The sequence below is a fragment of the Pseudomonas sp. Pseusp16 genome (assembly GCF_047324915.1).
Taxonomy (GTDB): domain Bacteria; phylum Pseudomonadota; class Gammaproteobacteria; order Pseudomonadales; family Pseudomonadaceae; genus Aquipseudomonas; species Aquipseudomonas fluorescens_CD.
The window spans coordinates 4,780,289-4,803,726 of the sequence record NZ_CP168522.1 but is presented as its reverse complement, the minus strand read 5'-3'; the positions used below and the strand labels follow the sequence as shown (position 1 = coordinate 4,803,726).

The window sequence follows — 23,438 nt, the reverse complement described above, 5'->3', positions numbered from 1 at the left end:
AGCCAAGCTGAACATTCAAATTTGAAGGTTTGCCAGATGCTGATTATTCCCGCTATCGATCTTAAAGACGGTGCCTGCGTACGTCTGCGCCAGGGCCGCATGGAAGATTCCACAGTGTTCTCCGATGACCCGGTGAGCATGGCTGCCAAGTGGGTGGAGGGCGGTTGCCGTCGTCTGCATCTGGTCGACCTGAATGGCGCATTCGAGGGCCAGCCGGTCAACGGCGAAGTGGTCACCGCCATCGCCAAGCGCTACCCGAACCTGCCGATCCAGATCGGCGGCGGTATCCGTTCCCTGGAAACTATCGAACACTACGTGAAAGCCGGCGTGAGCTACGTGATCATCGGCACCAAGGCGGTGAAGGATCCGGCATTCGTCGCTGAGGCCTGCCGTGCGTTCCCGGGCAAGATCATCGTCGGCCTCGACGCGAAGGACGGTTTTGTTGCGACCGATGGCTGGGCTGAAATCAGCACCGTGCAGGTTATCGATCTGGCCAAACAGTTTGAAGCCGACGGCGTGTCTTCGATCGTTTATACCGACATCGCCAAAGACGGCATGATGCAGGGCTGCAACGTACCGTTCACCGCCGCGCTCGCTGCTGCGACCAGGATTCCGGTGATCGCTTCCGGCGGTATTCACAACCTGGGTGACATCAAGTCGCTGCTCGACGCCAAGGCGCCGGGCATCATCGGCGCGATCACCGGCCGGGCGATCTACGAAGGCACTCTCGACGTCGCCGAAGCGCAAGCTTTCTGCGACTCGTACCAAGGCTGAGGACTGACCATGGCGCTGGCCAAACGCATCATCCCTTGCCTGGACGTGGATAACGGCCGGGTGGTCAAGGGTGTGAAATTCGAAAACATCCGCGACGCCGGTGACCCGGTGGAAGTCGCCCGTCGCTACGACGAGCAGGGTGCCGACGAAATTACCTTTCTCGACATCACTGCCAGTGTCGACGGCCGCGACACCACGCTGCACACCGTAGAGCGCATGGCCAGCCAGGTGTTCATCCCGCTGACCGTGGGCGGCGGCGTACGCACCGTGCAGGACATCCGCAACTTGCTCAATGCCGGCGCGGACAAGGTTTCGATCAACACCGCCGCGGTGTTCAACCCGGAGTTTGTCGGCGAAGCCGCGCAGCATTTCGGTTCGCAATGCATCGTGGTTGCCATCGACGCGAAGAAGGTTTCCGGGCCGGGTGAAACCCCGCGCTGGGAAATCTTCACCCATGGCGGTCGCAAACCAACCGGTCTCGACGCGGTTGAGTGGGCGAAGAAGATGGAAGGCTTGGGTGCCGGTGAGATCCTGCTGACCAGCATGGACCAGGACGGCATGAAAAACGGTTTCGATCTGGGTGTCACCCGCGCCATCAGCGATGCGCTGGGCATTCCGGTGATCGCCTCCGGCGGTGTCGGCAACTTGCAACACCTGGCCGACGGCATCCTTGAAGGCCACGCCAGTGCGGTATTGGCGGCGAGTATTTTCCACTTTGGCGAATACACCGTGCAGGAAGCAAAAGCCTATATGGCTCATCGCGGAATCGTGATGCGTTAAACAAACCGATACAGGCCAGTGGACATCATGGCGGGCTCAAGGCACTCTTGGGTACGCCATGGATTTCGGTAGCCAGACATGCTTAGACGCCTTCTTCTAGCCCTCGCCAGTGCTTGTCTCTTGTTGGCCACCGGGGCGTACGCAACAGACAGTCCCGATACCAACATGGTGTTGCTGACGGAAAACTTCCCGCCGTACAACATGGCGAAGAACGGCAAGAACTTCGCTCAGGACGAGAACATCAATGGCATCGCCACCGATATCGTCCGCGAGATTTTCAAACGCGCCGACATAACCTATAGCCTGACACTGCGTTTCCCTTGGGAGCGAATCTACAAACTCACCCTGGAAAAACCTGGTTACGGTGTATTCGTCATGGCACGGTTGCCGGATCGCGAAAAACTCTTCAAGTGGGTCGGTCCGATCGGCCCGGACGACTGGATCATGCTGGCCAAGGCTGACAGCAAGATCACCCTCGAAACCCTGAGCGATGCACGTAAATACAGGATTGGCGCCTACAAGGGCGATGCGATCGCCGAGACGCTGGCCAAGCAGGGGCTCAATCCGATCGTCGTGCTGCGTGATCAGGACAATGCGAAGAAACTGGTCAACGGTCAGATCGACCTGTGGGCCACTGGCGATCCGGCCGGGCGCTATCTGGCGCGTCAGGAAGGGGTTAACGGATTGAAAACCGTACTGCGCTTCAACAGTGCCGAACTGTACCTGGCACTGAACAAGGACGTGCCGGACGAGACGGTGGCCAAGCTCCAGGCGGCGCTGGATCAGATGCGCAAGGAAGGGCGGGTGGACGAGATCATGGCGCAGTATCTATAGTGATCCTGCACATACTGGTGTGGGAGCGGGCTTGCTCGCGAAAGCGGTGTATCAGGCAACAATGATGTGGACTGACACGCCCTCTTCGCGAGCAAGTCGAATCGTCGCACCGCCACTCCCACATTTGTTCTGCGGTACTTCGGATTAGCGGTATACGCCATCCTTGCCATGCGCGGCCGTCGCCCGATTACCGCGCACGCTGATCATCTGCCGGATATCGATCCACTCGATCCCCTGAGCCTTCAGCTTCGGCAGTTCTCGCTCCAAAACAGCCAGCGTCTGTGGATACGGGTGCCCGATCATCACTGCCGAACCCTGTTTGTGCGCGAGGCTTATCGCTGTCTGCAGCTGGGTGAAGATTGCTGCTTCAGTACGCTCATCGTCGAGAAACACATCCCGCGAAACGCTCGCCAGACCGATCTTCTGTGCTTCGGCAGCGGCCACGGTCTGGGCGCTGGTGCGACTGTCGACGAAGAACTTGTGCCGTCGTTGCAAGTCCGTCATCAGCCAGGCCATGGCGGCGGGTTGTGCGGTCATGCGGCTGCCCATGTGATTGTTGATGCCGCTGGTGTACGGGACCATCTTGAACGCAGCGTTCAGGCGCTTTTCCAGCTCATCGATGGGGAGTTCGGGGTGCCAGGCGAACGGTCCGGTGGCCGGATCCATGGGCATGTGCAGAATGACGATTTTGCCGGCGCGATGGGCTTCGCGGGCGAATTCGGTGGCGTGGGGCGTGTCGGGCATGATTGCCGTGGTCACCGGGCCGGGCAGGGCCAGCACGCGGCGATCCCGGGGCAGGTTCTGCCCCAGGTCATCGATGATCAGGGACAGGTAGGCTTTTTGCGGCGTGGTCGAGGCGGGCGTTGCGTGAACAACACCCGCCAGACAGCAAAGCAGACCGAGAACGTACCGCAGGCGCATCCTCAGCGGCCGGATGTAATGCTCAGCCCTTTGAGCAGGCTCAGGGCCTGGGCCAACTGGTAGTCATCGTCCTGTGGCATCGGTTTGGCTTTGCCACTGGTGCCGGTCGGTTTGTCGGCGCCGCCGTTGCCGTTGCCCAGGTGACCCTGCAAGTCAGCTTCCTTGAAGTAGTCGCTGTCCTGCTCGCTGGTGATCTTGGCCTTGCGCACTTCGATGTCCGGGACGATGCCCTGTGCCTGGATGGAGCGGCCGTTCGGCGTGTAATACAGCGCCGTGGTGATCTTCAATGCGCGTTCATTGTTCAGCGGCAGCACGGTTTGCACCGAACCTTTACCGAAACTGGTGGTGCCCATCAGCACGGCGCGTTTCTGGTCCTGCAGGGCGCCGGCGACAATTTCCGAAGCCGAGGCGCTGCCGCCGTTGATCAGCACGACCATTGGCACGGCTTCGCTTTCGTCCTTGCCGGTGGCAGAGAAGCGCAGCTCGGAATTGGCGATGCGGCCCTTGGTGTAAACGATCAGGCCCTTGGTGATGAAGTGGTCGACCACTTCCACCGCCGCCTGCAACACCCCGCCCGGGTTGTTGCGCAGGTCGAGAATGATGCCCTTGAGCTTCTTGCCGTTGTCTTTGCGCAGCTTGGCCAGGGCCTTGGAAACCTCTTCACCGGTCTTGACCTGGAACTGGGTGATGCGGATGTAACCGTAGCCCGATTCCAGCAACTGGCTCTTGACGCTCTTCACCTGGATGACGGCGCGGGCCAGGGTCACGTCGAACGGCGTGCCGCCGTCGCGCACCAGGGTCAGGGTGATTTTCTGGCCGATCTTGCCGCGCATCTTGTCGACGGCTTCGGTCATGCTCTGGCCCCGGGTGGGCTGGCCGTTGATCTTGACGATGAAGTCGCCGGCCTGAATGCCGGCCTTGGAGGCTGGAGTGTCGTCAATTGGCGACACCACCTTGATGAAGCCGTCTTCGGCGCCGACTTCGATACCCAGGCCGCCGAATTCCCCACTGGTGCTTTCCTGCAGCTCGGCGAAATCTTCAGGGCCAAGGTAGGCGGAATGCGGATCGAGGTTGCTGAGCATGCCCTTGATGGCGTTTTCCAGCAGGGTCTTGTCGTCTACCGGTTCGACATAAGCGGCCTTGATCCGGTCCATCACCTCGGCAAAAGTGCGCAACTCGTCCAGCGGCAGTGGCGCCTTGGTGGTCGCAGCAGTGCCCGCAGGCGCAACCGCCGGGGCTGGTTGAGCGGCAAACGCCAGAGGCGCGCCGATCACCAGGGCGATCGTCAGGGCCAGCGAGGTAAGGCGGGACAAATGCAGCATGTCGAACGAACTCCTAATGTAGGTGACTCAACGCCTATCCTTGCGCGTGGCACCATTGCGCAGGGTCACTCGGGTGACCCTGCTGACGAATTGCGAAATACAGCGCTGGTGTGTCCTGCCCGCCACTGTTACCGACAGTGGAAATAGGCTCACCGGCTTTTACAACGTCACCCGCAGACTTGAGCAGCGTCTGGTTGTGACCGTACAGACTCAAATAACCATTGCCGTGGTCGAGAATCACCAGCAGCCCGGCGCCGCGCAACCAGTCGGCGAACACCACTCGCCCACCGTGTACGGCATGCACCGCACTGCCGGCAGACGCGCCGATCATCACGCCATCCCACCTGGTCCGGGCATCATCGCCACGGGTTTCACCGAAGCGCGCGAGCAGTCGACCATCGACAGGCCAGGGAAGTTTGCCGCGGGTTGATGCAAACGGGCCGCCAAAGGTCTCGCCGGAACTGGAGACCAGTGCACCAGGAGTCGATCTGACTGGTTTGCGTGGGGCGTCATCGTTGGCATCTGCCAGCGCCTGGGCCTCACGTAAACGCTTTTTTTCGGCTTCCTGCTGGGCAATCAGCGCTTTCTGCCGCGCTTCTTCTGCCTCACGGGCCTGGCGGGCCAGAGTTTCTTCAATGGTTTTAAGGACTTTAGACAGGTCTGCCTGATCCTGCTCGCGCGCCGCCAGTTTCTGATCGCGAGCCTTTACGTCGTCATTGAGTTTGGCCAGGACTTGCTGGCGCTCCTGGCGGACTTTCTCGAGTTCGCCGCGCTGGGTGTCGAGGCTGCTTTGCTGCACCAGCAATTGCGCCTGCTGCATCGCGATGTCTTTCTCGACATTGGACAGTTGGCGCAGGGTTTCGTTGAAACTCTTCAACTGCTCCAGGCGAGCCTGGCTCAGGTAATCGTAATAGGTGAGGGTACGGGCGAATTTTTCCGGGTTTTGCTGGTTGAGCAGCAGCTTGAGGTATTCCTGGCGACCGTTCTGGTAGGCCGCGCGGGCCTGCATGGCGATCAGTCGTTGCTGTTCAGTGCGCGCGCTCTGGAGTTTTTTTTTCTCTGCGTCGAGGCGCTGTAGCTCGGCTTCGCTTTTCTTCAGCTCTTTTTGCAGGGCTTCGACCTGCTTCTCGAGCTTGCCCATTTCGGTTTCGGTGCCCTTGAGCTCCTTCTGCACACCGGACTTCTCTTCCTGCAGTTTACCCAGCAGTTTCTTCAGCTCGGCAATGTCCTGACGCGTGGCGTCCAACTGTTGTTGGGTTTCTGCGCGCTCGTCAGCAAAGGCCGGTTGGAGCAGGCATGTCAGAGCTAGGGCTATCAGGACGCGAAGCATAGGGGCGGGCGGCACCAGGGAAAGGGACGGCCTAGTATGCCCGCCATGGGCGGCAAAAAAAATGCCCATTTCTGACTGTGTGATAACTGGACTCAAAAACACCGCAAAACCAATGTGGGAGCGGGCTTGCTCGCGAATGCGGTGTGTCAGGCAACGTTGATGTCGACTGGCACAATGCTTTCGCGAGCAAGTCGAATCGTCGCACCGCCGCTCCCACAGGGTTTGCAGTGATTTGAATAACCGGGTTACACCAGAATCGAAGTCCCGGTCATTTCCGCCGGTTGTTCCAGGCCCAGCAACTTCAGCATGGTTGGCGCCACGTCCGCCAGCACGCCGCCTTCACGGACCTTCAGATCGCGCTTGCCGACATAAATGAACGGCACCGGCTCAGTGGTGTGTGCAGTGTGCGCCTGGCCGGTGGAGGCGTCGGACATTTGCTCGACGTTACCGTGGTCAGCGGTGATCAAGGCTTCGCCGCCGACTTTTTCCAGGGCTTCGACGATGCGGCCCACGCACTGATCCAGGCATTCGACGGCCTTCACCGCGGCTTCGAACACGCCGCTGTGGCCGACCATGTCGCCGTTGGCGTAGTTGACCACGATCACGTCGTAACGCTGGTTTTCGATGGCGTCGACGATGCGATCGGTAACTTCCGGTGCGCTCATTTCCGGCTGCAAGTCATAGGTGGCGACTTTCGGCGACGGAATCAGGATGCGTTCTTCGCCCGGGAACGGTTCTTCGCGCCCGCCCGAGAAGAAGAAGGTCACGTGGGCGTATTTTTCGGTTTCGGCGATACGCAGCTGGGTCTTGCCGTTTTTCGCCAGGTAGTCGCCCAGCACGTTTTCCAGGCTGCCGGCGGCGAAAGCCGACGGGGCAGGGATGCTGGCGGCGTATTGGGTCAGCATGACGAAGCCGGCCAGTTTCGGCTGGCGGGCACGCTCGAACTCACTGAAATCGTCTTCGACGAACACGCGGGTCAGCTCGCGGGCGCGGTCGGCGCGGAAGTTCATGAACACCACGGCATCGCCGTCTTCGACTTTTACCGGCTCACCGATGGAGGTGGCTTTGACGAACTCGTCGCTCTCGCCACGCTCGTAGGCTGCTTGCAGGCCTTCCTGAGCGGTGGCGGCGTTGAATTCGCCCTGGCCGTCGACAATCAGGTTGTAGGCCTGGGACACACGGTCCCAACGGTTGTCGCGGTCCATGGCGTAGTAACGGCCGATCAGGCTGGCGATCCGGCCTTTGCCCAGGGCCTGGAAGGTCGCGTCGAGCAGTTCGATCGACGATTGCGCGCTTTTCGGCGGAGTGTCGCGGCCATCGAGGAAGGCGTGCAGGTAGATGTTCCGGGCGCCGCGCTTGAAGGCCAGTTCGGCCATGGCGACCAGGTGATCCTGGTGGCTATGCACGCCGCCATCGGACAGCAGGCCCATGAAATGTACGGCTTTGCCGGCGGCGACGGCCTTGTCCACTGCGGCGCAGATGGTCGGGTTCTCGAAGAACTCGCCGTCGCGGATCGATTTGGTGACCCGAGTGAAGTCCTGATACACCACGCGGCCGGCGCCCAGGTTCATGTGGCCGACTTCGGAGTTGCCCATCTGGCCATCCGGCAGGCCGACGTCCATGCCGCTGCCCGAGATCAGGCCGTTCGGCACAGTGGCCCACAGGCGGTCCAGTACAGGCTTCTTCGCCGCGAAAATGGCGTTTGATTCGGGGCTGTCGCTGTGACCGAAGCCGTCGAGAATCATCAGGACCAAAGGTTTAGGCGTGGTAGTCATGGAATCCGCTCTGGCTTAAGTTAAAGGGGCGATGGAAAAGGGAGTCGCAGTTTAAAGCGAAGTTCCGGCCACGTCACCGCCGGACGGGGTTTGGCCCACCATAGTGGCTGTGTATACTGGCCGACATTTTAACGCCCTGGAACCTCCTTCGATGGTTGCTCACCTGATTGAATTCGCCACTAACCACTACATTCTCGTCGGTATCTTCGTCGTACTGCTGGCGTTGCTGATTGCCTATCAAATGCAGGGCGGCGGCCGTAGCCTGAGCACCGGCGAACTGACCGGCCTGGTCAACAAGGACGCGGGCGTCGTGGTCGACATTCGTCCGAGCAAGGATTTCGCCGCCGGTCACATTGTCGGTGCGGTGAACATTCCCCAGGACAAACTGGCCGCCCGCGTTGGCGAACTGGAAAAACACAAGGCCAAGACCATTATCCTGGTCGACGCCATGGGCCAGACCGCCGGCACCCACGCCCGCGAATTGATGAAATCCGGCTTCACCGCCGCCAAGCTGTCCGGTGGTATCTCCAGCTGGAAAGCCGACAATCTGCCACTGGTGAAGTGATATGAGTAGCGTCGTCGTCTATTCCAGCGATTACTGCCCTTACTGCTCGCGAGCCAAGTACCTGCTCGAGAACAAAGGCGTGGCCTTCGAAGAGATCAAGGTCGATGGCAAGCCGCAGGTGCGCGCTGCGATGGCCCAGAAGGCCGGGCGTACGTCCGTGCCGCAAATCTGGATCGGCAGCACCCACGTGGGCGGTTGTGATGATTTGTTCGCCCTGGAGCGCGCCGGCAAGCTCGACGCGCTGCTCAAGGCCTGACGGCAATACCCCAAACAAGCAAACCTAAAAGAACCCTGGATCAAGAAGGATCTGCGATGACTGACCAACAGAACACTGCTGCGAACGAAGAAGAAACTGCACCGCAATTCTCCTTGCAGCGCATTTATGTGCGTGACCTGTCCTTCGAAGCTCCGAAAAGCCCGGCGATCTTCCGCCAGCAGTGGGAGCCGAGCGTCGCCCTGGATCTGAACACCCGCCAAAAGACACTGGAAGCCGACTTCCACGAAGTCGTGCTGACCTTGTCGGTTACCGTGAAAAACGGTGACGAAGTGGCGTTCATCGCCGAAGTGCAACAGGCCGGGATCTTCCTGATCAAGAACCTGGACGACGCTTCGATGAGCCACACCCTGGGTGCGTTCTGCCCGAACATCCTGTTCCCGTACGCTCGCGAAACCCTGGACAGCCTGGTGACCCGTGGTTCGTTCCCGGCACTGATGCTGGCTCCGGTGAACTTCGATGCGCTGTACGCACAAGAGCTGCAACGCATGCAGGCTGCTGGCGAGACTCCGACCGTTCAGTAAGCATTTCTGAGTGTCGCAGCAAGTCCAATGTGGGAGCGGGCTTGCTCGCGAAAGCGGTGTAACAGTCAACGAAGATGTTGAATGTTATGACCCCTTCGCGAGCAAGCCCGCTCCCACATTTGTTATGCGCTGTTACTTGAAGTCGTTCTGGCGCCAGGCTTCGTAAACGGCCACTGCCACGGTATTGGACAGGTTCAGGCTGCGGCAGCCTTCGCGCATCGGCAGGCGCAGGCGTTGTTCGGCTGGCAGGGCCTCCAGCACTTCGGCGGGCAGGCCACGGCTTTCCGGGCCGAACAGGAATGCATCGCCCGGGACGAAACTGGCGTTGTGGAACGGACGCGAGCCTTTGGTGGTGAAGGCGAACACCCGCGGGTTGCCCAGGCTTTCCAGGCAGCTGGCCAGGTCCGCATGGCGTTGCAGGGTGGCATACTCGTGGTAGTCGAGGCCGGCGCGGCGCAGACGCTTGTCGTCCATCTCAAAGCCCAGCGGTTCGATCAAATGCAGGTGGCAGCCACTGTTGGCGCACAGCCTGATAACGTTGCCGGTGTTCGGCGGAATTTCTGGTTGGAAAAGGATGACGTGAAACATGCACGGCTCCGAAGGTAAAGATGACGCGCATTCTACGCCGCCGGAAGGCGTGCGTTCGAAACTATTCCTGCCGGTGATGGGCTCGCTGGCGATTGTCGGGGTGATGGTCGGGATGATGATCGGTCGCCTGACCACACCAGACCCCAGCCAGTTGCAGCAGGTCGAGGTGACGAACGACGGGCTGGTGGTGTGGTTCAACAACGAACCCAAGACCCACGGCGAAATGGTTGATGGCAGTGTCGCGCTGCTGTTTGGCGCCGAAGGCAAGGCACAGAAAGGCCAGCTCAAGCTCGACGGCAAGGACGTGAACTGGCGGGTACGTTTGAGCGATGGGGGAGTGTTGCTGACTCTGGTCGCGGCCCGACCCCTGCAGGGCGAGTGGGCTGGTCGCGAGGTCGACGACCGCTGGCGGCTGGAGATCCATCTCCGGGAGCAATAAAAGAGGGAATCCCCGGCCTGCCTGTACCAAGGTTCCCGAAACGGGAGGCTCGTCGCGAGTGCGGTTTGAGCCTGGTGTAAAGAGGGAACCCCTGACCTGCCTGTATCAAGGGCCCCAAAACGGTTGGGCTCGTCGCGAGTGCGGTGTGAGCCCGGTGTAAAGAGGGGAATCCCCGGCCTGCCTGTACCAAGGTCCCCGAAACCGGTCAGGTGAACTGATTCACCTGAAAGGGTTATTGCAGGGGGCGTGCCAGGTTTTAAAACTGCACAATAAAATTACGCCTCAAAACGCCGAAAGCCCCGTAATCCGGGGCTTTCGTGTTTTTTCGATAGGGGTTCGATTGTGAACGCGGGCAGGGTTTCGGAGCGGTTGCCGTGCGCGATTGCGGTTCACGGTGCATTCAGGCGGTGCACTGGGCTTTAAATGTGGGAGCGGGCTTGCTCGCGAAAGCGGTGTATCAGTCAAAATTGAAGTCGACTGACATACCGCTTTCGTCGGAACGCCGCCCGGAGCAAGCCCGCTCCCACAGGATCGTGTGCTCAGCCCTCATCCCCCTCATCATCATCCCCACCATCCACCTTCATCCCCAGTTCCTTGATCTTGCGGGTCAGGGTGTTGCGCCCCCAGCCCAGCAAAACGGCGGCATCGCGGCGGCGACCGGCGGTGTGTTTGAGCGCGGTCTCGATCATGATCCGTTCGAAGGCCGGCACGGCGCTGTCGAGCAGGCTCGACTGACCGCGGGCCAGTGCCTGGTCCGCCCACTGGCGCAGGGCCTGTTCCCAGTTGGTCACGGGGGCTGAATCCTGCGGCAGGCTCAGCAATTCCGGCGGCAGGTCGCCAATGTGCACTTCACGACCCGAAGCCATCACCGTGATCCAGCGGCAGGTGTTCTCCAGTTGCCGCACGTTACCGGGCCACGGCAGGTTCTTCAGGTATTCCTCGGTTTCGCTTTTCAGCAGCTTCGGCTCGACGGCCAGCTCCTGGGCTGCGCGGCTGAGGAAGTGCCTGGCCAGGGTCGGAATGTCTTCGCGACGATCCGACAGACGCGGGATATGGATGCGGATAACGTTGAGGCGATGGAACAAGTCCTCACGGAATTTCCCGGCATGCACCAGGGTTTCCAGATTCTGGTGAGTCGCAGCGATGATGCGCACATCGACCTTCACCGGCACATGACCGCCGACGCGGTAAAACTCGCCATCGGCCAGTACGCGCAGCAAGCGCGTCTGGGTGTCGGCCGGCATGTCGCCGATTTCATCGAGGAACAGCGTGCCGCCGTCCGCCTGTTCGAAGCGCCCGCGACGCAGGTTGGCTGCGCCGGTGAACGCACCTTTTTCATGGCCGAACAGTTCGGATTCCATCAGATCTTTAGGAATCGCCGCCATGTTCAGCGCGATGAACGGCGAAGCTGCCCGCGGGCTGTGACGATGCAGGGCGTGGGCCACCAGTTCTTTACCGGTACCGGACTCGCCGTTGATCAGCACGGTGATGTTGGAGTGGCTCAGGCGGCCGATGGCGCGAAACACCTCCTGCATCGCGGGTGCTTCACCGATGATTTCCGGGGTGCGGGTCAGGGTCGGGGTGACTTCCAGGCCTTGTTGTTCCTGGGCGTGCTGGTTGGCGCGCTTGACCAGGGAAACCGCTTCATCGACGTCGAACGGCTTGGGCAGGTACTCGAAGGCGCCGCCCTGATAGGACGCGACAGCGCTGTCCAGATCGGAGTGCGCGGTCATGATGATCACTGGCAGCCGTGGGTGTTGTTCGCGAATCCGCGCCAGAAGGTCCAGGCCGCTGGTGCCGGGCATACGGATGTCGGAAATGATCACGTCCGGTTGCTGGCGCGCCAGGCGGCTCATCACGCCATCGGCGCTGTCGAAGCTTTGTGTGGTCATGCCTTCCTGTTGCAAGGCTTTTTCCAGGACCCAACGGATAGAACGGTCGTCATCGACGATCCACACGGTTTCACTACGGCTCATGTCGATGTGGCTCCTTGTTCCAGTGGCAGAAAGATCGAGAAAGTGGTGTGGCCGGGGTGGCTGTCACATTCGATCAGGCCCTGGTGCTGGCTGATGATGTTCTGGGTAATGGCCAGGCCAAGCCCGGTACCGTCCGGACGACCGCTGACCATGGGGAAGAAAATGGTTTCCTGAAGTTCGGCAGGGATGCCCGGACCGTTGTCGATGATCTCGATCTTGGTCACCAGGCGATGGCGCACGTGGCCGATCGTGAACTGGCGCATGGTGCGGGTGCGCAGGCTGATGCGGCCCAGGCGCAGTTCGTTCTGGCTGCTGATGGCCTGCATTGCATTGCGCACGATGTTCAGCACGGCCTGAATCATCTGTTCGCGGTCGATCAACACGTCGGGGATGCTTGGGTCGTAGTCGCGCACCAAAGTGATGCAGCCCTGGCTTTCGGCCTCCACCAGCTGGCAGACACGCTCCAGCACTTCGTGGACATTGCACAGGGCCAGTGATGGCAACTTGTTGGAGCCGAGCATGCGGTCCACCAGGTTACGCAGACGGTCGGCTTCTTCGATGATGACGTTGGTGTAGTCGCGCAGGCTTTCTTCCGGCAGTTCCCGGGCCAGCAATTGCGCCGCGCCGCGAATCCCGCCCAAGGGGTTCTTGATTTCATGGGCCAGGCCGCGCACCAGCATTTTGCTGGTTTCCTGTTTGGAAAGCTGTGCTTCTTCCTTGGTGATCCGCAGCAAGCGGTCACGAGGGTGGACTTCGAGCAGCAGCATCGTGTCGCCATTGCTCAGAATCGGCGTTACTGCGTAGTCAACGGTCAGGGTCTGGCCGGTGAGGGCGGTGAGCATGGCTTCGCGCTTGGTGAACGGGTGCGCTTGTTCGACGGCCTGGCGCAACGAATTCAGTGCTTCGGCCGATTCGGTAAACAATTCACTGATGAACTGCCCATGGCTGCGCTGGCCGCTGATGGCCAGCAGCATCTCCGCCGCCGGGTTCATGTACTCGAGGCGCAGTTCGGCGTCGAGCAGGATGGTGGCGGTGGTGAGGTTATCGAGTAGCAAACGGTGGAGTGCGTCGCTAATGGTCATCGGGACCTCTTTCAGGGCGGAGCATGCGCAAGAAAACAGCGCTGGTACGGGCAAAATGCAAAAACCAAACCAAGGCTCCGAAAAGAAGCGTTCAGCGCCTGAAACGGACGTTTGACGCTCATTTACGCGGCGCTTTGCCAGCTTTAGCGGGTAGTTTCGAACCAAAATGGGTTGGAATGTGAGTACGGTGCAAGCAATTGCACCAATATAGTGCGCAAACCTGAACGATGTTAAAAAAGTCGCAAGAAAGGATTTTTTTCTTCGGCGGGCTTGTCGCTGAGCGGGCATTCCGGCCGCTGGCCGTAGTCTTCGAGGGCGCAGGGTTTGATCTGGCGCTTCTGGGCGAGTGACGTGCGCTGCATATGGAAGGGTTGGCTGGCGGTGCGTTCGACGATGCGTCCCTGCTCATCGAGGATTTCCACGGCCAGGGTATGGCTGCCGCGATCGATGTTGCTCAACGGGAACACCGGGCTCGGGCCGGGTTCAGCAGTGGGCTCGCCATCAAGCAGCAACCGGTAGCGGTGACCGGGTTGCAGGCCGGGCTCGTTGGTGGCGCTGACGATGACTTCGCCGGCGTTGCTGCGGATGGTCGCGTCGGGCTCCGGGACCAGGATGCGCAGCACTTCATAGTGGAACGGGACTTGTGCTTCCGGGCTGCTCTGGGCAATCAACGGTTCTGCACGGGTGGGGGTGGCCGCCATTCGATTGCTCTTGGCCAGCGGTACACGCCTGGCGTTACCGGGTTTTGGCTGGTCGGTGAAAACCCGATTGCCTTGGGAGTCAACGTAAGTAAAGACCTCTGCCGATGCGGGCAGCGCGATGAGGCAGGCGAGCAGCAACCAGGTCTTCAAGGCGCGTGTACTCGTTGCACGGTGACGGTCGTGGCGGGGCTTTGCTGCACTACTTTTTCACCATCGATCACTTGCACGGCGAGGCGGTGTTCGCCGCGATCGATGTTCACCAGTTGCAGGGTCGGCACATTGCCTGGCTGGCCGTAGGGCTGGCCGTCCAGCAGCAGGCGCAACAGATGGGAGCCTTGCAGGCGCGGTTTGATCTGTACGTTAACGGTGAACGTGCCGTTGTTGGCACGTAGGGCTTCGGTGGTCGGCAGGCCTGTCAGCTCCAGCACTTCATAGGCCTTGCCGGGCTGTTCATGACGAACGACTTCAGCGGCAGGTGCGGCTTCGCCGGTAGGCTGGCGCTCGACGCTGTTGAGTGGCGGCAACTCGATCGGTTGAGCGTTGACGCCGTCGGGCGGTTGATTGCTGTACGCGGTGGTGCCGTTGGCGTCCGTGTATTTGTAGATCTGCGCTGCGGCGGGCAGGGCGATCAGCAGCAGAATGAACAGAAAACCTCGACCCATGGAATCGACCGGAAACGAAAGCGATGGGTTGCAGCATAGGTCAGGGATGTTGGTTGGCCCAGCGTGTTAACAATTGGATATGGATTCACCCAGCTCTCCAGGTCGCCACAACTCCACTGTGGGAACGGGCTTGCTCGCGAATTCGGAGTGTCAGTCGCCATCAATGTTCACTGATACATCGCCTTCGCGAGCAAGCCCGCTCCCACAGGGATTTTCAGCGGTTGTTAAATCGCGGGCACAAAAAAGGCCTCCCGAAGGAGGCCTTTTTTTTGTCACGCCGCGTGCCGCGGCGCTACCGGATCAGCAGCTGTAGTACAGCTCGTATTCCAGTGGGTGTACGAAGGTACGTACCTTGATTTCTTCTTCGCTTTTCAGGGCGATGTAAGCGTCGATGAAGTCGTCGCTGAAAACGCCGCCTTTGGTCAGGAACGCACGACCTTTGTCCAGCTCTTCCAGGGCTTCTTTCAGGCTGCCGCAAACTTGTGGGATCTCTTTGGCCTCTTCAGGCGGCAGGTCGTACAGGTTTTTGTCAGCTGCGTCGCCAGGGTGGATCTTGTTCTGGATGCCGTCCAGGCCAGCCATCAGCAGTGCAGCGAAGCACAGGTACGGGTTGGCAGCCGGATCCGGGAAACGCGCTTCGATACGGCGGGCTTTCGGGCTCGACACGTAAGGAATGCGGATCGAAGCGGAGCGGTTACGGGCCGAGTAGGCCAGCATCACTGGAGCTTCGAAGCCTGGAACCAGACGCTTGTAGGAGTTGGTTGCCGGGTTGGTGAAGCCGTTCAGCGCCTTACCGTGCTTGATGATGCCGCCGATGAAGTACAGGGCGGTATCGGACAGGCCGGCATAACCTTCGCCAGCGAAGGTGTTCTTGCCGTCTTTCCAGATGGACATGTGAACGTGCATGCCCGAACCGTTGTCGCCGTACAGAGGCTTAGGCATGAAGGTAGCGGTACGGCCGTAGGCATCGGCAACGTTGTGCACGACGTACTTCAGGGTCTGGGTTTCGTCGGCTTTCTTCACCAGGGTGTTGAACTTGACGCCGATTTCGTTCTGGCCGGCAGTTGCCACTTCGTGGTGGTGAACTTCGACGGTCAGGCCCATTTCTTCCAGTGCGTTGCACATGGAGGTACGGATTTCGTGGTCGTGGTCGAACGGCGGAACCGGGAAGTAGCCGCCTTTGACGCCTGGACGGTGGCCTTTGTTGCCGCCTTCCACGTCCTGGTCGGACATCCACGAACCTTGTTCAGAGTAGATCTTGAACATGGAGCCGGAAATGTCGGACTTGAACTTCACTTGGTCGAAGATGAAGAACTCTGGCTCTGGACCGGCGAATACGGTGTCACCGATACCGGTGGCTTTCAGGTGCTCTTCGGCACGCTTGGCGATCGCGCGCGGGTCGCGGTCGTAGCCTTGCATGCTCGAAGGTTCGATGATGTCGCAGACCAGGATCAGGGTCGGCTCTTCAGTGAACGGGTCCAGTACGGCAGTGGAGTCGTCCGGCATCAGGATCATGTCGGAGGCTTCGATGCCTTTCCAGCCAGCGATGGAGGAACCGTCGAACATTTTGCCGACTTCGAAGAAGTCGTCATCCAGCGCGTCGCGAGCCGGCATGGTCACGTGGTGCTGAGTGCCTTTGGTGTCCGTGAAGCGCAGATCAATCCACTTGACGTCATGATCTTTGATGAGTTGAACCGACTTCGACATAGTGTCCTCCGGGTGGATTAGGGCTGGTAGTGGATGCCCTTAAATGTTTGTGATGCCGGCGCGAATACTCTGCCAAGGCAACCTGCCTCACAAGGGAGCAAATTGCATGCCAGTGCCCCAGCATGGGTTTTTTGCCCCAATTTCACGCCTGTCAGGCAGAAAAGCACCTTAAAGCGGAAAATCCCGCCCTACAATGTGGCGTTCATTTCAATAAATGACCTGTTTTGGTGCGCGCAAAACCTTCTGCACATTAACTGGTTAAACCTTGAGCAATTTCCGCTATAATCCGCGCCCCCCTTTTTCGGCAGGCCTCGCGCGCGCTGTTTCCATGAAATTAATCGTAAAAGTCTTTCCAGAGATCACCATCAAGAGCCGCCCGGTACGGATGCGTTTCATCCGCCAGTTGGCCAAGAACATCCGTGCCGTGCTCCGCGATCTGGATCCGGCCGTGGTGGTGAACGGCGTGTGGGACAACCTCGAGCTGGAAACCCGCGTCAGCGACCCCAAGGCCCTGAAGGAGATGGGCGAGCGCCTGAGCTGCATGCCGGGCATCGCGCACTTCCTGCAAATCGATGAATACCCGCTGGGCGATTTCGACGACATCGTCGAAAAATGCAAGCAGCACTACGGTGATGCACTGGCCGGCAAGATCTTCTCGGTGCGTTGCAAGCGTGCCGGCAAGCACCCGTTCAGCTCGATTGATATCGAAAAATATGTCGGCAGCCAGTTGCGCCGTCAGTGTGGTGCCGCCGGGATCGACCTGAAAAAGCCGGAAATCGAAGTCCGGATCGAAGTTCGCGACCAACGGTTGTTCGTGATCCACAGCCAGCACAACGGCATCGGCGGATATCCGCTGGGCGCCCTGGAGCAGACGCTGGTGCTGATGTCCGGCGGCTTCGATTCCACCGTTGCGGCCTACCAGATCATGCGCCGCGGCCTTATGGCGCATTTCTGCTTCTTCAATCTGGGCGGGCGGGCCCATGAATTGGGCGTGATGGAAGTCGCGCATTTCATCTGGAAGAAGTACGGCAGCTCCCAACGCGTGTTATTTGTCAGTGTGCCTTTCGAGGAAGTGCTGGGCGAAATTCTCGGCAAAGTCGATAACAGTCATATGGGCGTAGTATTGAAGCGTATGATGTTGCGCGCTTCCTCCCAGATTGCCGATCGACTGCACATCGAAGCGCTGGTGACCGGTGAGGCGATCTCCCAGGTGTCGAGCCAGACGCTGCCGAACCTGTCCGTGATCGATTGCGTGACCGACAAACTGGTCTTGCGCCCGCTGATCGCCAGCCACAAGCAGGACATCATCGACACGGCCAACGAGATCGGCACCGCCGATTTCGCCCGACACATGCCGGAGTACTGCGGGGTCATCTCGGTCAATCCGAAGACGGCCGCCAAACGCTACCGTGTCGAGCACGAAGAGAAAGAATTCGATATGGCGGTGCTCGAGCGTGCGCTCGAAAACGCCAAGCTGGTGCCGATCGATCGCGTGATCGACGAATTGGGCCAGGACTTGCAGATTGAAGAAGTCAGCGAAGCGCTGGCCGGTCAGATCGTCATCGACATCCGTCACCCGGATGCCGCTGAAGACGACCCGCTGGACCTTGCTGGTATCGAGGTACAAACGATGCCGTTTTATGCACTGAACGCTCGTTTCAAGGAACTGGACCCTACTCGCCAGTACCTGCTGTATTGCGACAAAGGCGTGATGAGTCGCCTGCATGCCCACCATTTGCTCAGTGAGGGGCATGCCAATGTGCGCGTTTATCGACCGAGCTAAGTGCCCGGGGCTGTTTGCCTGTGGCTTGCGTCACCGGCCCCCCGATGCCGCCGTCAAGCTGTAACGGCTTTCACGGACGCTACTGTTAATCGCTGCCAAGACTTGTCAGCACACCGAATCCTCTGATCGAGATACACAAGTGATCGAAAATCTACGCAACATCGCCATCATTGCCCACGTTGACCATGGTAAAACGACCCTGGTAGACAAACTCCTGCGTCAATCCGGCACCCTGGAGCGCAACGAGCTCAACGACGAGCGCGTGATGGACTCCAACGACCAGGAAAAAGAGCGCGGTATTACCATTCTGGCGAAAAACACCGCCATCAACTGGAACGGCTACCACATCAACATCGTGGACACCCCGGGCCACGCCGACTTCGGCGGCGAAGTTGAACGCGTAATGTCGATGGTCGACTCCGTTCTGCTGCTGGTTGACGCTCAAGACGGCCCTATGCCGCAAACCCGTTTCGTGACCAAGAAGGCTTTCGAAGCCGGCCTGCGTCCGATCGTGTGCATCAACAAGGTTGACCGTCCAGGCGCGCGTCCGGACTGGGTTCTGGACCAGATCTTCGACCTGTTCGACAACCTGGGTGCCACCGAAGAACAGCTGGACTTCAAAGTCGTCTACGCCTCGGCCCTGAACGGTATTGCCGGTCTGGACCACAACGAAATGGCTGACGACATGACCCCGCTGTACCAGTCGATCGTCGACAACGTACCGGCGCCGGCTGTTGACCGTGAAGGTCCGTTCCAGATGCAGATCTCCGCACTGGACTACAACAGCTTCCTGGGTGTTATCGGTGTTGGCCGTATCGCCCGTGGTCGCGTCAAGCCGAACACCCCGGTTGTGGCTGTCGGTGCCGACGGCAAGAAGCGTAACGGTCGTATCCTGAAGCTGATGGGTCACCACGGTCTGCACCGTGTAGACGTTGAAGAAGCTGCTGCAGGCGACATCGTGTGCATCAGCGGTATGGACTCGCTGTTCATCTCCGACACCCTGTGCCACCCGGACACCGTCGAGGCGATGAAGCCTCTGACCGTCGACGAGCCAACCGTTTCCATGACCTTCCAGGTAAACGACTCGCCATTCTGCGGTAAAGAAGGCAAGTTCGTGACTTCCCGTAACATCAAGGAACGTCTGGACAAAGAGCTGCTGTACAACGTTGCACTGCGCGTTGAAGAAGGCGACTCGGCTGACAAGTTCAAGGTTTCCGGCCGTGGCGAACTGCACCTCTCGGTACTGATCGAAACCATGCGTCGCGAAGGCTTCGAAATGGCTGTAGGCCGTCCGGAAGTGATCATCCGTCTGGTTGACGGCGTGAAGCACGAACCGTTCGAAAACGTCACCATCGACCTGCCGGAAGAATCCCAGGGCAAGGTGATGGAAGAGATGGGTCTGCGTAAGGGCGACCTGACCAACATGGTGCCGGATGGCAAGGGCCGTGTGCGTCTGGAATACAACATCCCTGCTCGTGGTCTGATCGGTTTCCGTAACCAGTTCCTGACCCTGACCAACGGTGCTGGCATCCTGACCTCGATCTTCGACCGTTACGACGTGATGAAGTCCGGCGACATGTCCGGCCGTCAGAACGGCGTTCTGGTTTCGGTTGAAACCGGCAAGGCTCTGACCTACTCCCTGGAAACCCTGCAGGCACGTGGCAAGCTGTTCGTTGAACACGGTCAGGAAATCTACAACGGTCAGATCGTTGGTCTGAACAGCCGTGACAACGACCTGGGCGTCAACCCTACCAAGGGCAAGAAGCTCGACAACATGCGTGCTTCGGGTAAAGACGAAACCATCGCCCTGGTTCCACCTGTTCGCTTCACCCTGGAACAGGCTCTGGAATTCATCCAGGACGACGAGCTGTGTGAAGTGACTCCTAAGTCCATCCGTCTTCGCAAGAAGATCCTGGACGAAAGCGAGCGTACCCGCGCTGCCAAGAAAGCCAAGGCATAAGATTTAGCCCTGGCTGAACGAAAACGCCCCCGGTCGAAAGGCCGGGGGCGTTTTTGTTTGTCTGGGGTTTGGGTGGTGTTAGTGCCGGCCCCTTCGCGAGCAAGCCCGCTCCCACAGGGATTTTTGGTGTTCACAGATTTTGTGTTTCACCTTGATCCCTGTGGGAGCGGGCTTGCTCGCGAAGGCGGCCGATCAGTCGGCGCAGAAATCAGGAAATATCAGAACCGCTCAATCGACCGCGAATTCCGCTCGCGCTCCACTTCCTTCGGCTTGTACGCGCAATACCCCGGCCGCGGGCCGATTTTCGGGTGATTGCGGCAAGTATCCGGGCGCTTTTCATAAATAGTGCACAGACGGCTCTTACGATCCAGGTACAGGCAATCGTTGTTGCTCATGCGCTGGAGGGTAAAGATTCCTGACTTCTGGTTGAAGCGCTCGACCAGGCCTTCCTTTTGCAGACGTTTGGCGATGTTCTTCGGCGGATCGCCCAGCTCGAACTCATCGACCACGCCGATGCGGATCAGGTCCTTGATCTTGACCTCGACGGGCAGGGTGCAGCAGCTGGACATGCACGAGCCGCACATCGGGGCAGAGTACTTGGCCCAGGTATCGAGGCGGTCGATCTCTGCGGCAGCGATCAGGTTCGGCTTCATCATCGTTTGTTACCAGCGTGTGCATCAGGGCGCGCGATCATACCGGGACTGGTGGATTTTTGAACAACCTTTCGCCAGTTTTTTTCGCAAGCGGTGCAAACAACCGGAAAAAACGGCACGGGCCCTGCATTCATTCAGACACATGACAACGCATTGTCGATCCAGCTCGTATTCAAGGGAAAAACTGCCGAACCAGAGCCTCTACCGCCTGTCAGACCGTCTAGGCTCAGACAATTCCAAGCTCGCTCGAGGTCCTATCGATGACTCAAGAACCACTTGTTCGCGAAGCAGAGGTGGCCGCATTCCGCGACGCCGTCTTGACCAAACTCACTTATGCGGTGGGTAAAGACCCGGATCACGCCTTCGACCATGACTGGTTCGAAGCTATTGCCCTGGCCGCGCGGGACCACATGGTCGAGCACTGGATGGACCACACGCGGCAGATCTACCGCAAAGGTCAGAAGCGCGTCTATTACCTCTCTCTGGAATTTCTCATCGGCCGGCTGCTGTTCGACAGCCTGAGCAACCTCGGCCTGCTCGACGTGGCCCGCGAAGCCCTGACCGAACTTGGCGTCGACCTTGAGCGCATCCGCTTGCTGGAGCCCGATGCGGCCCTGGGCAACGGCGGCCTTGGGCGTCTGGCGGCGTGTTTCCTGGAAAGCATGTCGACCCTCGGCATCGCCGCTCATGGCTACGGCATCCGCTATGAGCACGGGTTGTTCCGCCAGGCGATTGTCGACGGCTGGCAGCAGGAGCAGACCGAACACTGGCTGGATTTTGGCAACCCGTGGGAGTTCGAGCGGCCGGAGGTGGTGTACCCGATCGGCTTTGGCGGCGGCGTTGAAACCGTGACCGATGACAGCGGCAAGTCCAGGCAAGTCTGGCACCCGGCGGAAACCGTGCGGGCGATTGCCTACGACACGCCGGTGGTCGGCTGGCGCGGGGCGAGCGTCAACACGCTGCGCCTGTGGCGTGCGCGGGCCATGGAAGATCTGCATCTGGAGCGTTTCAACGCCGGCGACCACCTGGGCGCCGTGGCTGAAGTGGCCCGGGCCGAAAGTATCTCCCGGGTGCTGTACCCGGCGGACAGTACCGAGGCCGGCCAGGAGTTGCGCCTGCGTCAGGAGTATTTCTTCGTCGCGGCCTCATTGCAGGATCTGCTGCGCCGCCATCGCAACATGCACACCTCGGTGCTGACCCTGGGCGATCACGCGTCGATTCAGCTCAACGACACTCACCCGTCGATTGCCGTGGCTGAACTGATGCGGCAACTGGTCGACGTCTATGACGTGGCATGGGATGCGGCATGGCAGGTCACTGTCGATACGCTGTCCTACACCAACCACACATTGCTGCCCGAAGCGCTGGAAACCTGGCCGGTCGGCTTGATGGAACGCATGCTGCCGCGACACATGCAGATCATTTACCTGATCAACGCCCACCACATCGATTCCTTGCGGGCCAAGGGCATTCACGATTTCGACGTGCTGCGCGCCGTGTCGCTGATCGAGGAAGACAACGGTCGTCGGGTGCGCATGGGCAACCTGGCGTTTCTCGGCTCCCACAGCGTCAACGGTGTGTCCGGTTTGCACACCCAACTGATGCGCAAGACGGTGTTCTCGGAGTTGCACAAGCTGTACCCGGAACGAATCAACAACAAGACCAACGGCATCACCTTCCGCCGCTGGCTGTACCAGGCCAACCCCGAGCTGACTTCGATGCTGGTCGATGCCCTGGGCTCCGCGGTACTGGATAACCCTGAAGAGCGTTTGCTCGCCCTCGAACCGTTCGCCGAGAAAAATGCGTTTCGCAAGGCGTTTGCCGAGCAACGCCTGCACAGCAAGAAGGCCCTGGCGTACCTGATCCATGAGCGGCTGGGTGTCGCGGTCAACCCGGCGGCGATGTTCGACGTGCAGGTCAAGCGAATCCACGAATATAAACGTCAGTTACTCAACCTGATGCACACCGTGGCGTTGTACCAGGCGATCCGCGCGGAACCTGAAATCGACTGGGTGCCACGGGTGAAAATCTTCGCCGGCAAGGCTGCCGCGAGTTATCACCAGGCCAAACTGATCATCAAGCTGACCAACGACATCGCCCGGGTGGTGAACAACGACCCGACCGTGCGCGGCTTGCTCAAAGTGGTGTTCCTGCCCAACTACAACGTCAGCCTGGCGGAGAGCATCATTCCGGCAGCGGATCTGTCCGAGCAGATCTCCACCGCCGGTTTCGAAGCGTCAGGCACCAGCAACATGAAATTCGGCCTGAACGGCGCGCTGACCATCGGCACCCTGGACGGGGCCAACGTGGAAATGTGCGAGCGCATTGGCGCCGAGCACATGTTCATCTTCGGCCTCAGCGCGCAGCAGGTGGAAGCGCGCAAGCAGAACCATGAGTTCAGTGCCGTACCGGACATCGCTGCGTCCCATCGCCTGAACGATGTGCTGCAAGCGATTCGTGGCGGGGTGTTCTCCCCGGATGATCCGTCCCGTTACACCGGGTTGATCGATTCGCTGGTGGATTACGACCGCTTCCTGGTCTGCGCCGATTTCGACTCCTACTGGAATGCGCAGATGCGCGTCGAAGCCCATTGGCACGATTCCAAGGAATGGTGGCGTTCAGCAGTGTTGAACACGGCGCGGATGGGCTGGTTCTCGTCGGACCGGACCATTCGCGAGTACGCCACGGAAATCTGGAAGGCGCTGGAGTAGTTTTCAACCGGAATGCCCGGCGACTAACGGGCCTGATCGATATACTGAGTGGCAACTGATCCCTGTGGGAGCGGGCT

21 protein-coding genes are annotated in these 23,438 nt (G+C 59.7%); 10 read left to right on the top strand and 11 right to left on the bottom strand.

Translation table 11 applies throughout. From position 1 onward, the window contains the following. The first annotated feature begins 36 nt into the window (after positions 1-36). The 3 genes from hisA (at position 37) to ACEN8Q_RS21735 (ending at position 2,388) form a co-directional block, all read left to right on the top strand. Positions 37-774 (top strand): 1-(5-phosphoribosyl)-5-[(5-phosphoribosylamino)methylideneamino]imidazole-4-carboxamide isomerase, encoded by a 738-nt coding sequence (hisA, locus tag ACEN8Q_RS21745; protein WP_413703727.1) that lies wholly within the window; start codon positions 37-39, stop codon positions 772-774. A 9-nt stretch (positions 775-783) separates the two neighbouring features. Continuing rightward, positions 784-1,554 carry an imidazole glycerol phosphate synthase subunit HisF gene (hisF, locus tag ACEN8Q_RS21740; RefSeq protein WP_413703726.1) on the top strand — a complete coding sequence of 257 codons (771 nt, stop codon included), beginning with the start codon at positions 784-786 and terminating at the stop codon, positions 1,552-1,554. Positions 1,555-1,632: 78 nt separating this feature from the next. After that, the gene (locus tag ACEN8Q_RS21735) at positions 1,633-2,388 is read left to right on the top strand and encodes a substrate-binding periplasmic protein (protein ID WP_413423408.1); all 756 of its coding nucleotides are present in this window, start codon (positions 1,633-1,635) and stop codon (positions 2,386-2,388) included. Between the two features lie 144 nt (positions 2,389-2,532). Here ACEN8Q_RS21735 and ACEN8Q_RS21730 read toward each other — a convergent pair whose 3' ends face one another. The 4 genes from ACEN8Q_RS21730 to gpmI form a co-directional block, all read right to left on the bottom strand. After that, entirely contained in the window at positions 2,533-3,309 is a 777-nt protein-coding gene (locus ACEN8Q_RS21730; protein WP_413703725.1) for a divergent polysaccharide deacetylase family protein, read from the bottom strand. A gap of 2 nt (positions 3,310-3,311) precedes the next feature. Next, a complete protein-coding gene (locus tag ACEN8Q_RS21725; RefSeq protein WP_413423404.1) occupies positions 3,312-4,631 on the bottom strand; it encodes a S41 family peptidase in 1,320 nt (439 codons plus the stop codon). Between the two features lie 34 nt (positions 4,632-4,665). Further along, positions 4,666-5,961 carry a murein hydrolase activator EnvC family protein gene (locus ACEN8Q_RS21720; RefSeq protein WP_413703724.1) on the bottom strand — a complete coding sequence of 432 codons (1,296 nt, stop codon included), beginning with the start codon at positions 5,959-5,961 and terminating at the stop codon, positions 4,666-4,668. A 245-nt stretch (positions 5,962-6,206) separates the two neighbouring features. Further along, positions 6,207-7,736, bottom strand: a complete 1,530-nt coding sequence (gpmI, locus tag ACEN8Q_RS21715) for a 2,3-bisphosphoglycerate-independent phosphoglycerate mutase (protein WP_413703723.1) — start codon at positions 7,734-7,736, stop codon at positions 6,207-6,209. 151 nt (positions 7,737-7,887) lie between these two features. On the opposite strand from gpmI, the gene ACEN8Q_RS21710 reads away from it, so the two are divergent. The 3 genes from ACEN8Q_RS21710 to secB are packed head-to-tail and all read left to right on the top strand — an operon-like array spanning position 7,888 to position 9,099. Further along, complete coding sequence (locus ACEN8Q_RS21710) at positions 7,888-8,301, top strand: rhodanese-like domain-containing protein (RefSeq protein ID WP_007989216.1); 414 nt, start codon at positions 7,888-7,890, stop codon at positions 8,299-8,301. Position 8,302: 1 nt separating this feature from the next. After that, positions 8,303-8,557, top strand: a complete 255-nt coding sequence (grxC, locus tag ACEN8Q_RS21705; protein WP_008018956.1) for a glutaredoxin 3 — start codon at positions 8,303-8,305, stop codon at positions 8,555-8,557. A gap of 56 nt (positions 8,558-8,613) precedes the next feature. Beyond that, the gene (secB, locus tag ACEN8Q_RS21700; protein ID WP_057397192.1) at positions 8,614-9,099 is read left to right on the top strand and encodes a protein-export chaperone SecB; all 486 of its coding nucleotides are present in this window, start codon (positions 8,614-8,616) and stop codon (positions 9,097-9,099) included. A 132-nt stretch (positions 9,100-9,231) separates the two neighbouring features. On the opposite strand, the gene ACEN8Q_RS21695 is transcribed toward secB, so the two are convergent. Continuing rightward, positions 9,232-9,687 carry a tRNA (cytidine(34)-2'-O)-methyltransferase gene (locus ACEN8Q_RS21695; RefSeq protein ID WP_413423397.1) on the bottom strand — a complete coding sequence of 152 codons (456 nt, stop codon included), beginning with the start codon at positions 9,685-9,687 and terminating at the stop codon, positions 9,232-9,234. Here ACEN8Q_RS21695 and ACEN8Q_RS21690 point away from each other — a divergent pair. Beyond that, the gene (locus ACEN8Q_RS21690; RefSeq protein ID WP_413703722.1) at positions 9,686-10,126 is read left to right on the top strand and encodes a hypothetical protein; all 441 of its coding nucleotides are present in this window, start codon (positions 9,686-9,688) and stop codon (positions 10,124-10,126) included. The genes ACEN8Q_RS21695 and ACEN8Q_RS21690 overlap by 2 nt on opposite strands. A gap of 539 nt (positions 10,127-10,665) precedes the next feature. Here the strand turns inward: ACEN8Q_RS21690 and ntrC are convergent. The 5 genes from ntrC to glnA all read right to left on the bottom strand — a co-directional run bounded on the left by ntrC (position 10,666) and on the right by glnA (position 16,254). Then, entirely contained in the window at positions 10,666-12,102 is a 1,437-nt protein-coding gene (ntrC, locus tag ACEN8Q_RS21685; protein ID WP_413423393.1) for a nitrogen regulation protein NR(I), read from the bottom strand. Continuing rightward, positions 12,099-13,184, bottom strand: a complete 1,086-nt coding sequence (gene glnL, locus ACEN8Q_RS21680) for a nitrogen regulation protein NR(II) (RefSeq protein ID WP_008018951.1) — start codon at positions 13,182-13,184, stop codon at positions 12,099-12,101. The genes ntrC and glnL overlap by 4 nt, the downstream gene beginning before the upstream one ends. A 230-nt stretch (positions 13,185-13,414) precedes the next feature. Next, on the bottom strand, positions 13,415-14,035 hold the full coding sequence (locus ACEN8Q_RS21675) for a DUF4124 domain-containing protein (protein ID WP_413423391.1): 621 nt from the start codon (positions 14,033-14,035) through the stop codon (positions 13,415-13,417). Then, a complete protein-coding gene (locus ACEN8Q_RS21670; protein WP_413423389.1) occupies positions 14,032-14,547 on the bottom strand; it encodes a DUF4124 domain-containing protein in 516 nt (171 codons plus the stop codon). Before ACEN8Q_RS21670 ends, ACEN8Q_RS21675 begins: the two co-directional genes overlap by 4 nt. A 300-nt stretch (positions 14,548-14,847) precedes the next feature. Beyond that, a complete protein-coding gene (gene glnA / locus ACEN8Q_RS21665; protein ID WP_413423387.1) occupies positions 14,848-16,254 on the bottom strand; it encodes a glutamate--ammonia ligase in 1,407 nt (468 codons plus the stop codon). 328 nt (positions 16,255-16,582) lie between these two features. Here glnA and thiI point away from each other — a divergent pair, with 328 nt between their 5' ends. Next, positions 16,583-18,037: a tRNA uracil 4-sulfurtransferase ThiI gene (thiI, locus tag ACEN8Q_RS21660; RefSeq protein WP_413423385.1), complete on the top strand. Its 1,455-nt coding sequence runs from the start codon at positions 16,583-16,585 to the stop codon at positions 18,035-18,037. A gap of 139 nt (positions 18,038-18,176) precedes the next feature. After that, on the top strand, positions 18,177-19,997 hold the full coding sequence (gene typA, locus ACEN8Q_RS21655) for a translational GTPase TypA (protein ID WP_413423383.1): 1,821 nt from the start codon (positions 18,177-18,179) through the stop codon (positions 19,995-19,997). A gap of 218 nt (positions 19,998-20,215) precedes the next feature. Here the strand turns inward: typA and ACEN8Q_RS21650 are convergent, their stop codons facing one another. Next, entirely contained in the window at positions 20,216-20,653 is a 438-nt protein-coding gene (locus tag ACEN8Q_RS21650; protein WP_008018944.1) for a YkgJ family cysteine cluster protein, read from the bottom strand. A gap of 257 nt (positions 20,654-20,910) precedes the next feature. Between ACEN8Q_RS21650 and ACEN8Q_RS21645 the strand changes: the two genes are divergently transcribed. Beyond that, on the top strand, positions 20,911-23,361 hold the full coding sequence (locus ACEN8Q_RS21645) for a glycogen/starch/alpha-glucan phosphorylase (RefSeq protein ID WP_413703721.1): 2,451 nt from the start codon (positions 20,911-20,913) through the stop codon (positions 23,359-23,361). Positions 23,362-23,438 lie beyond the last annotated feature (77 nt).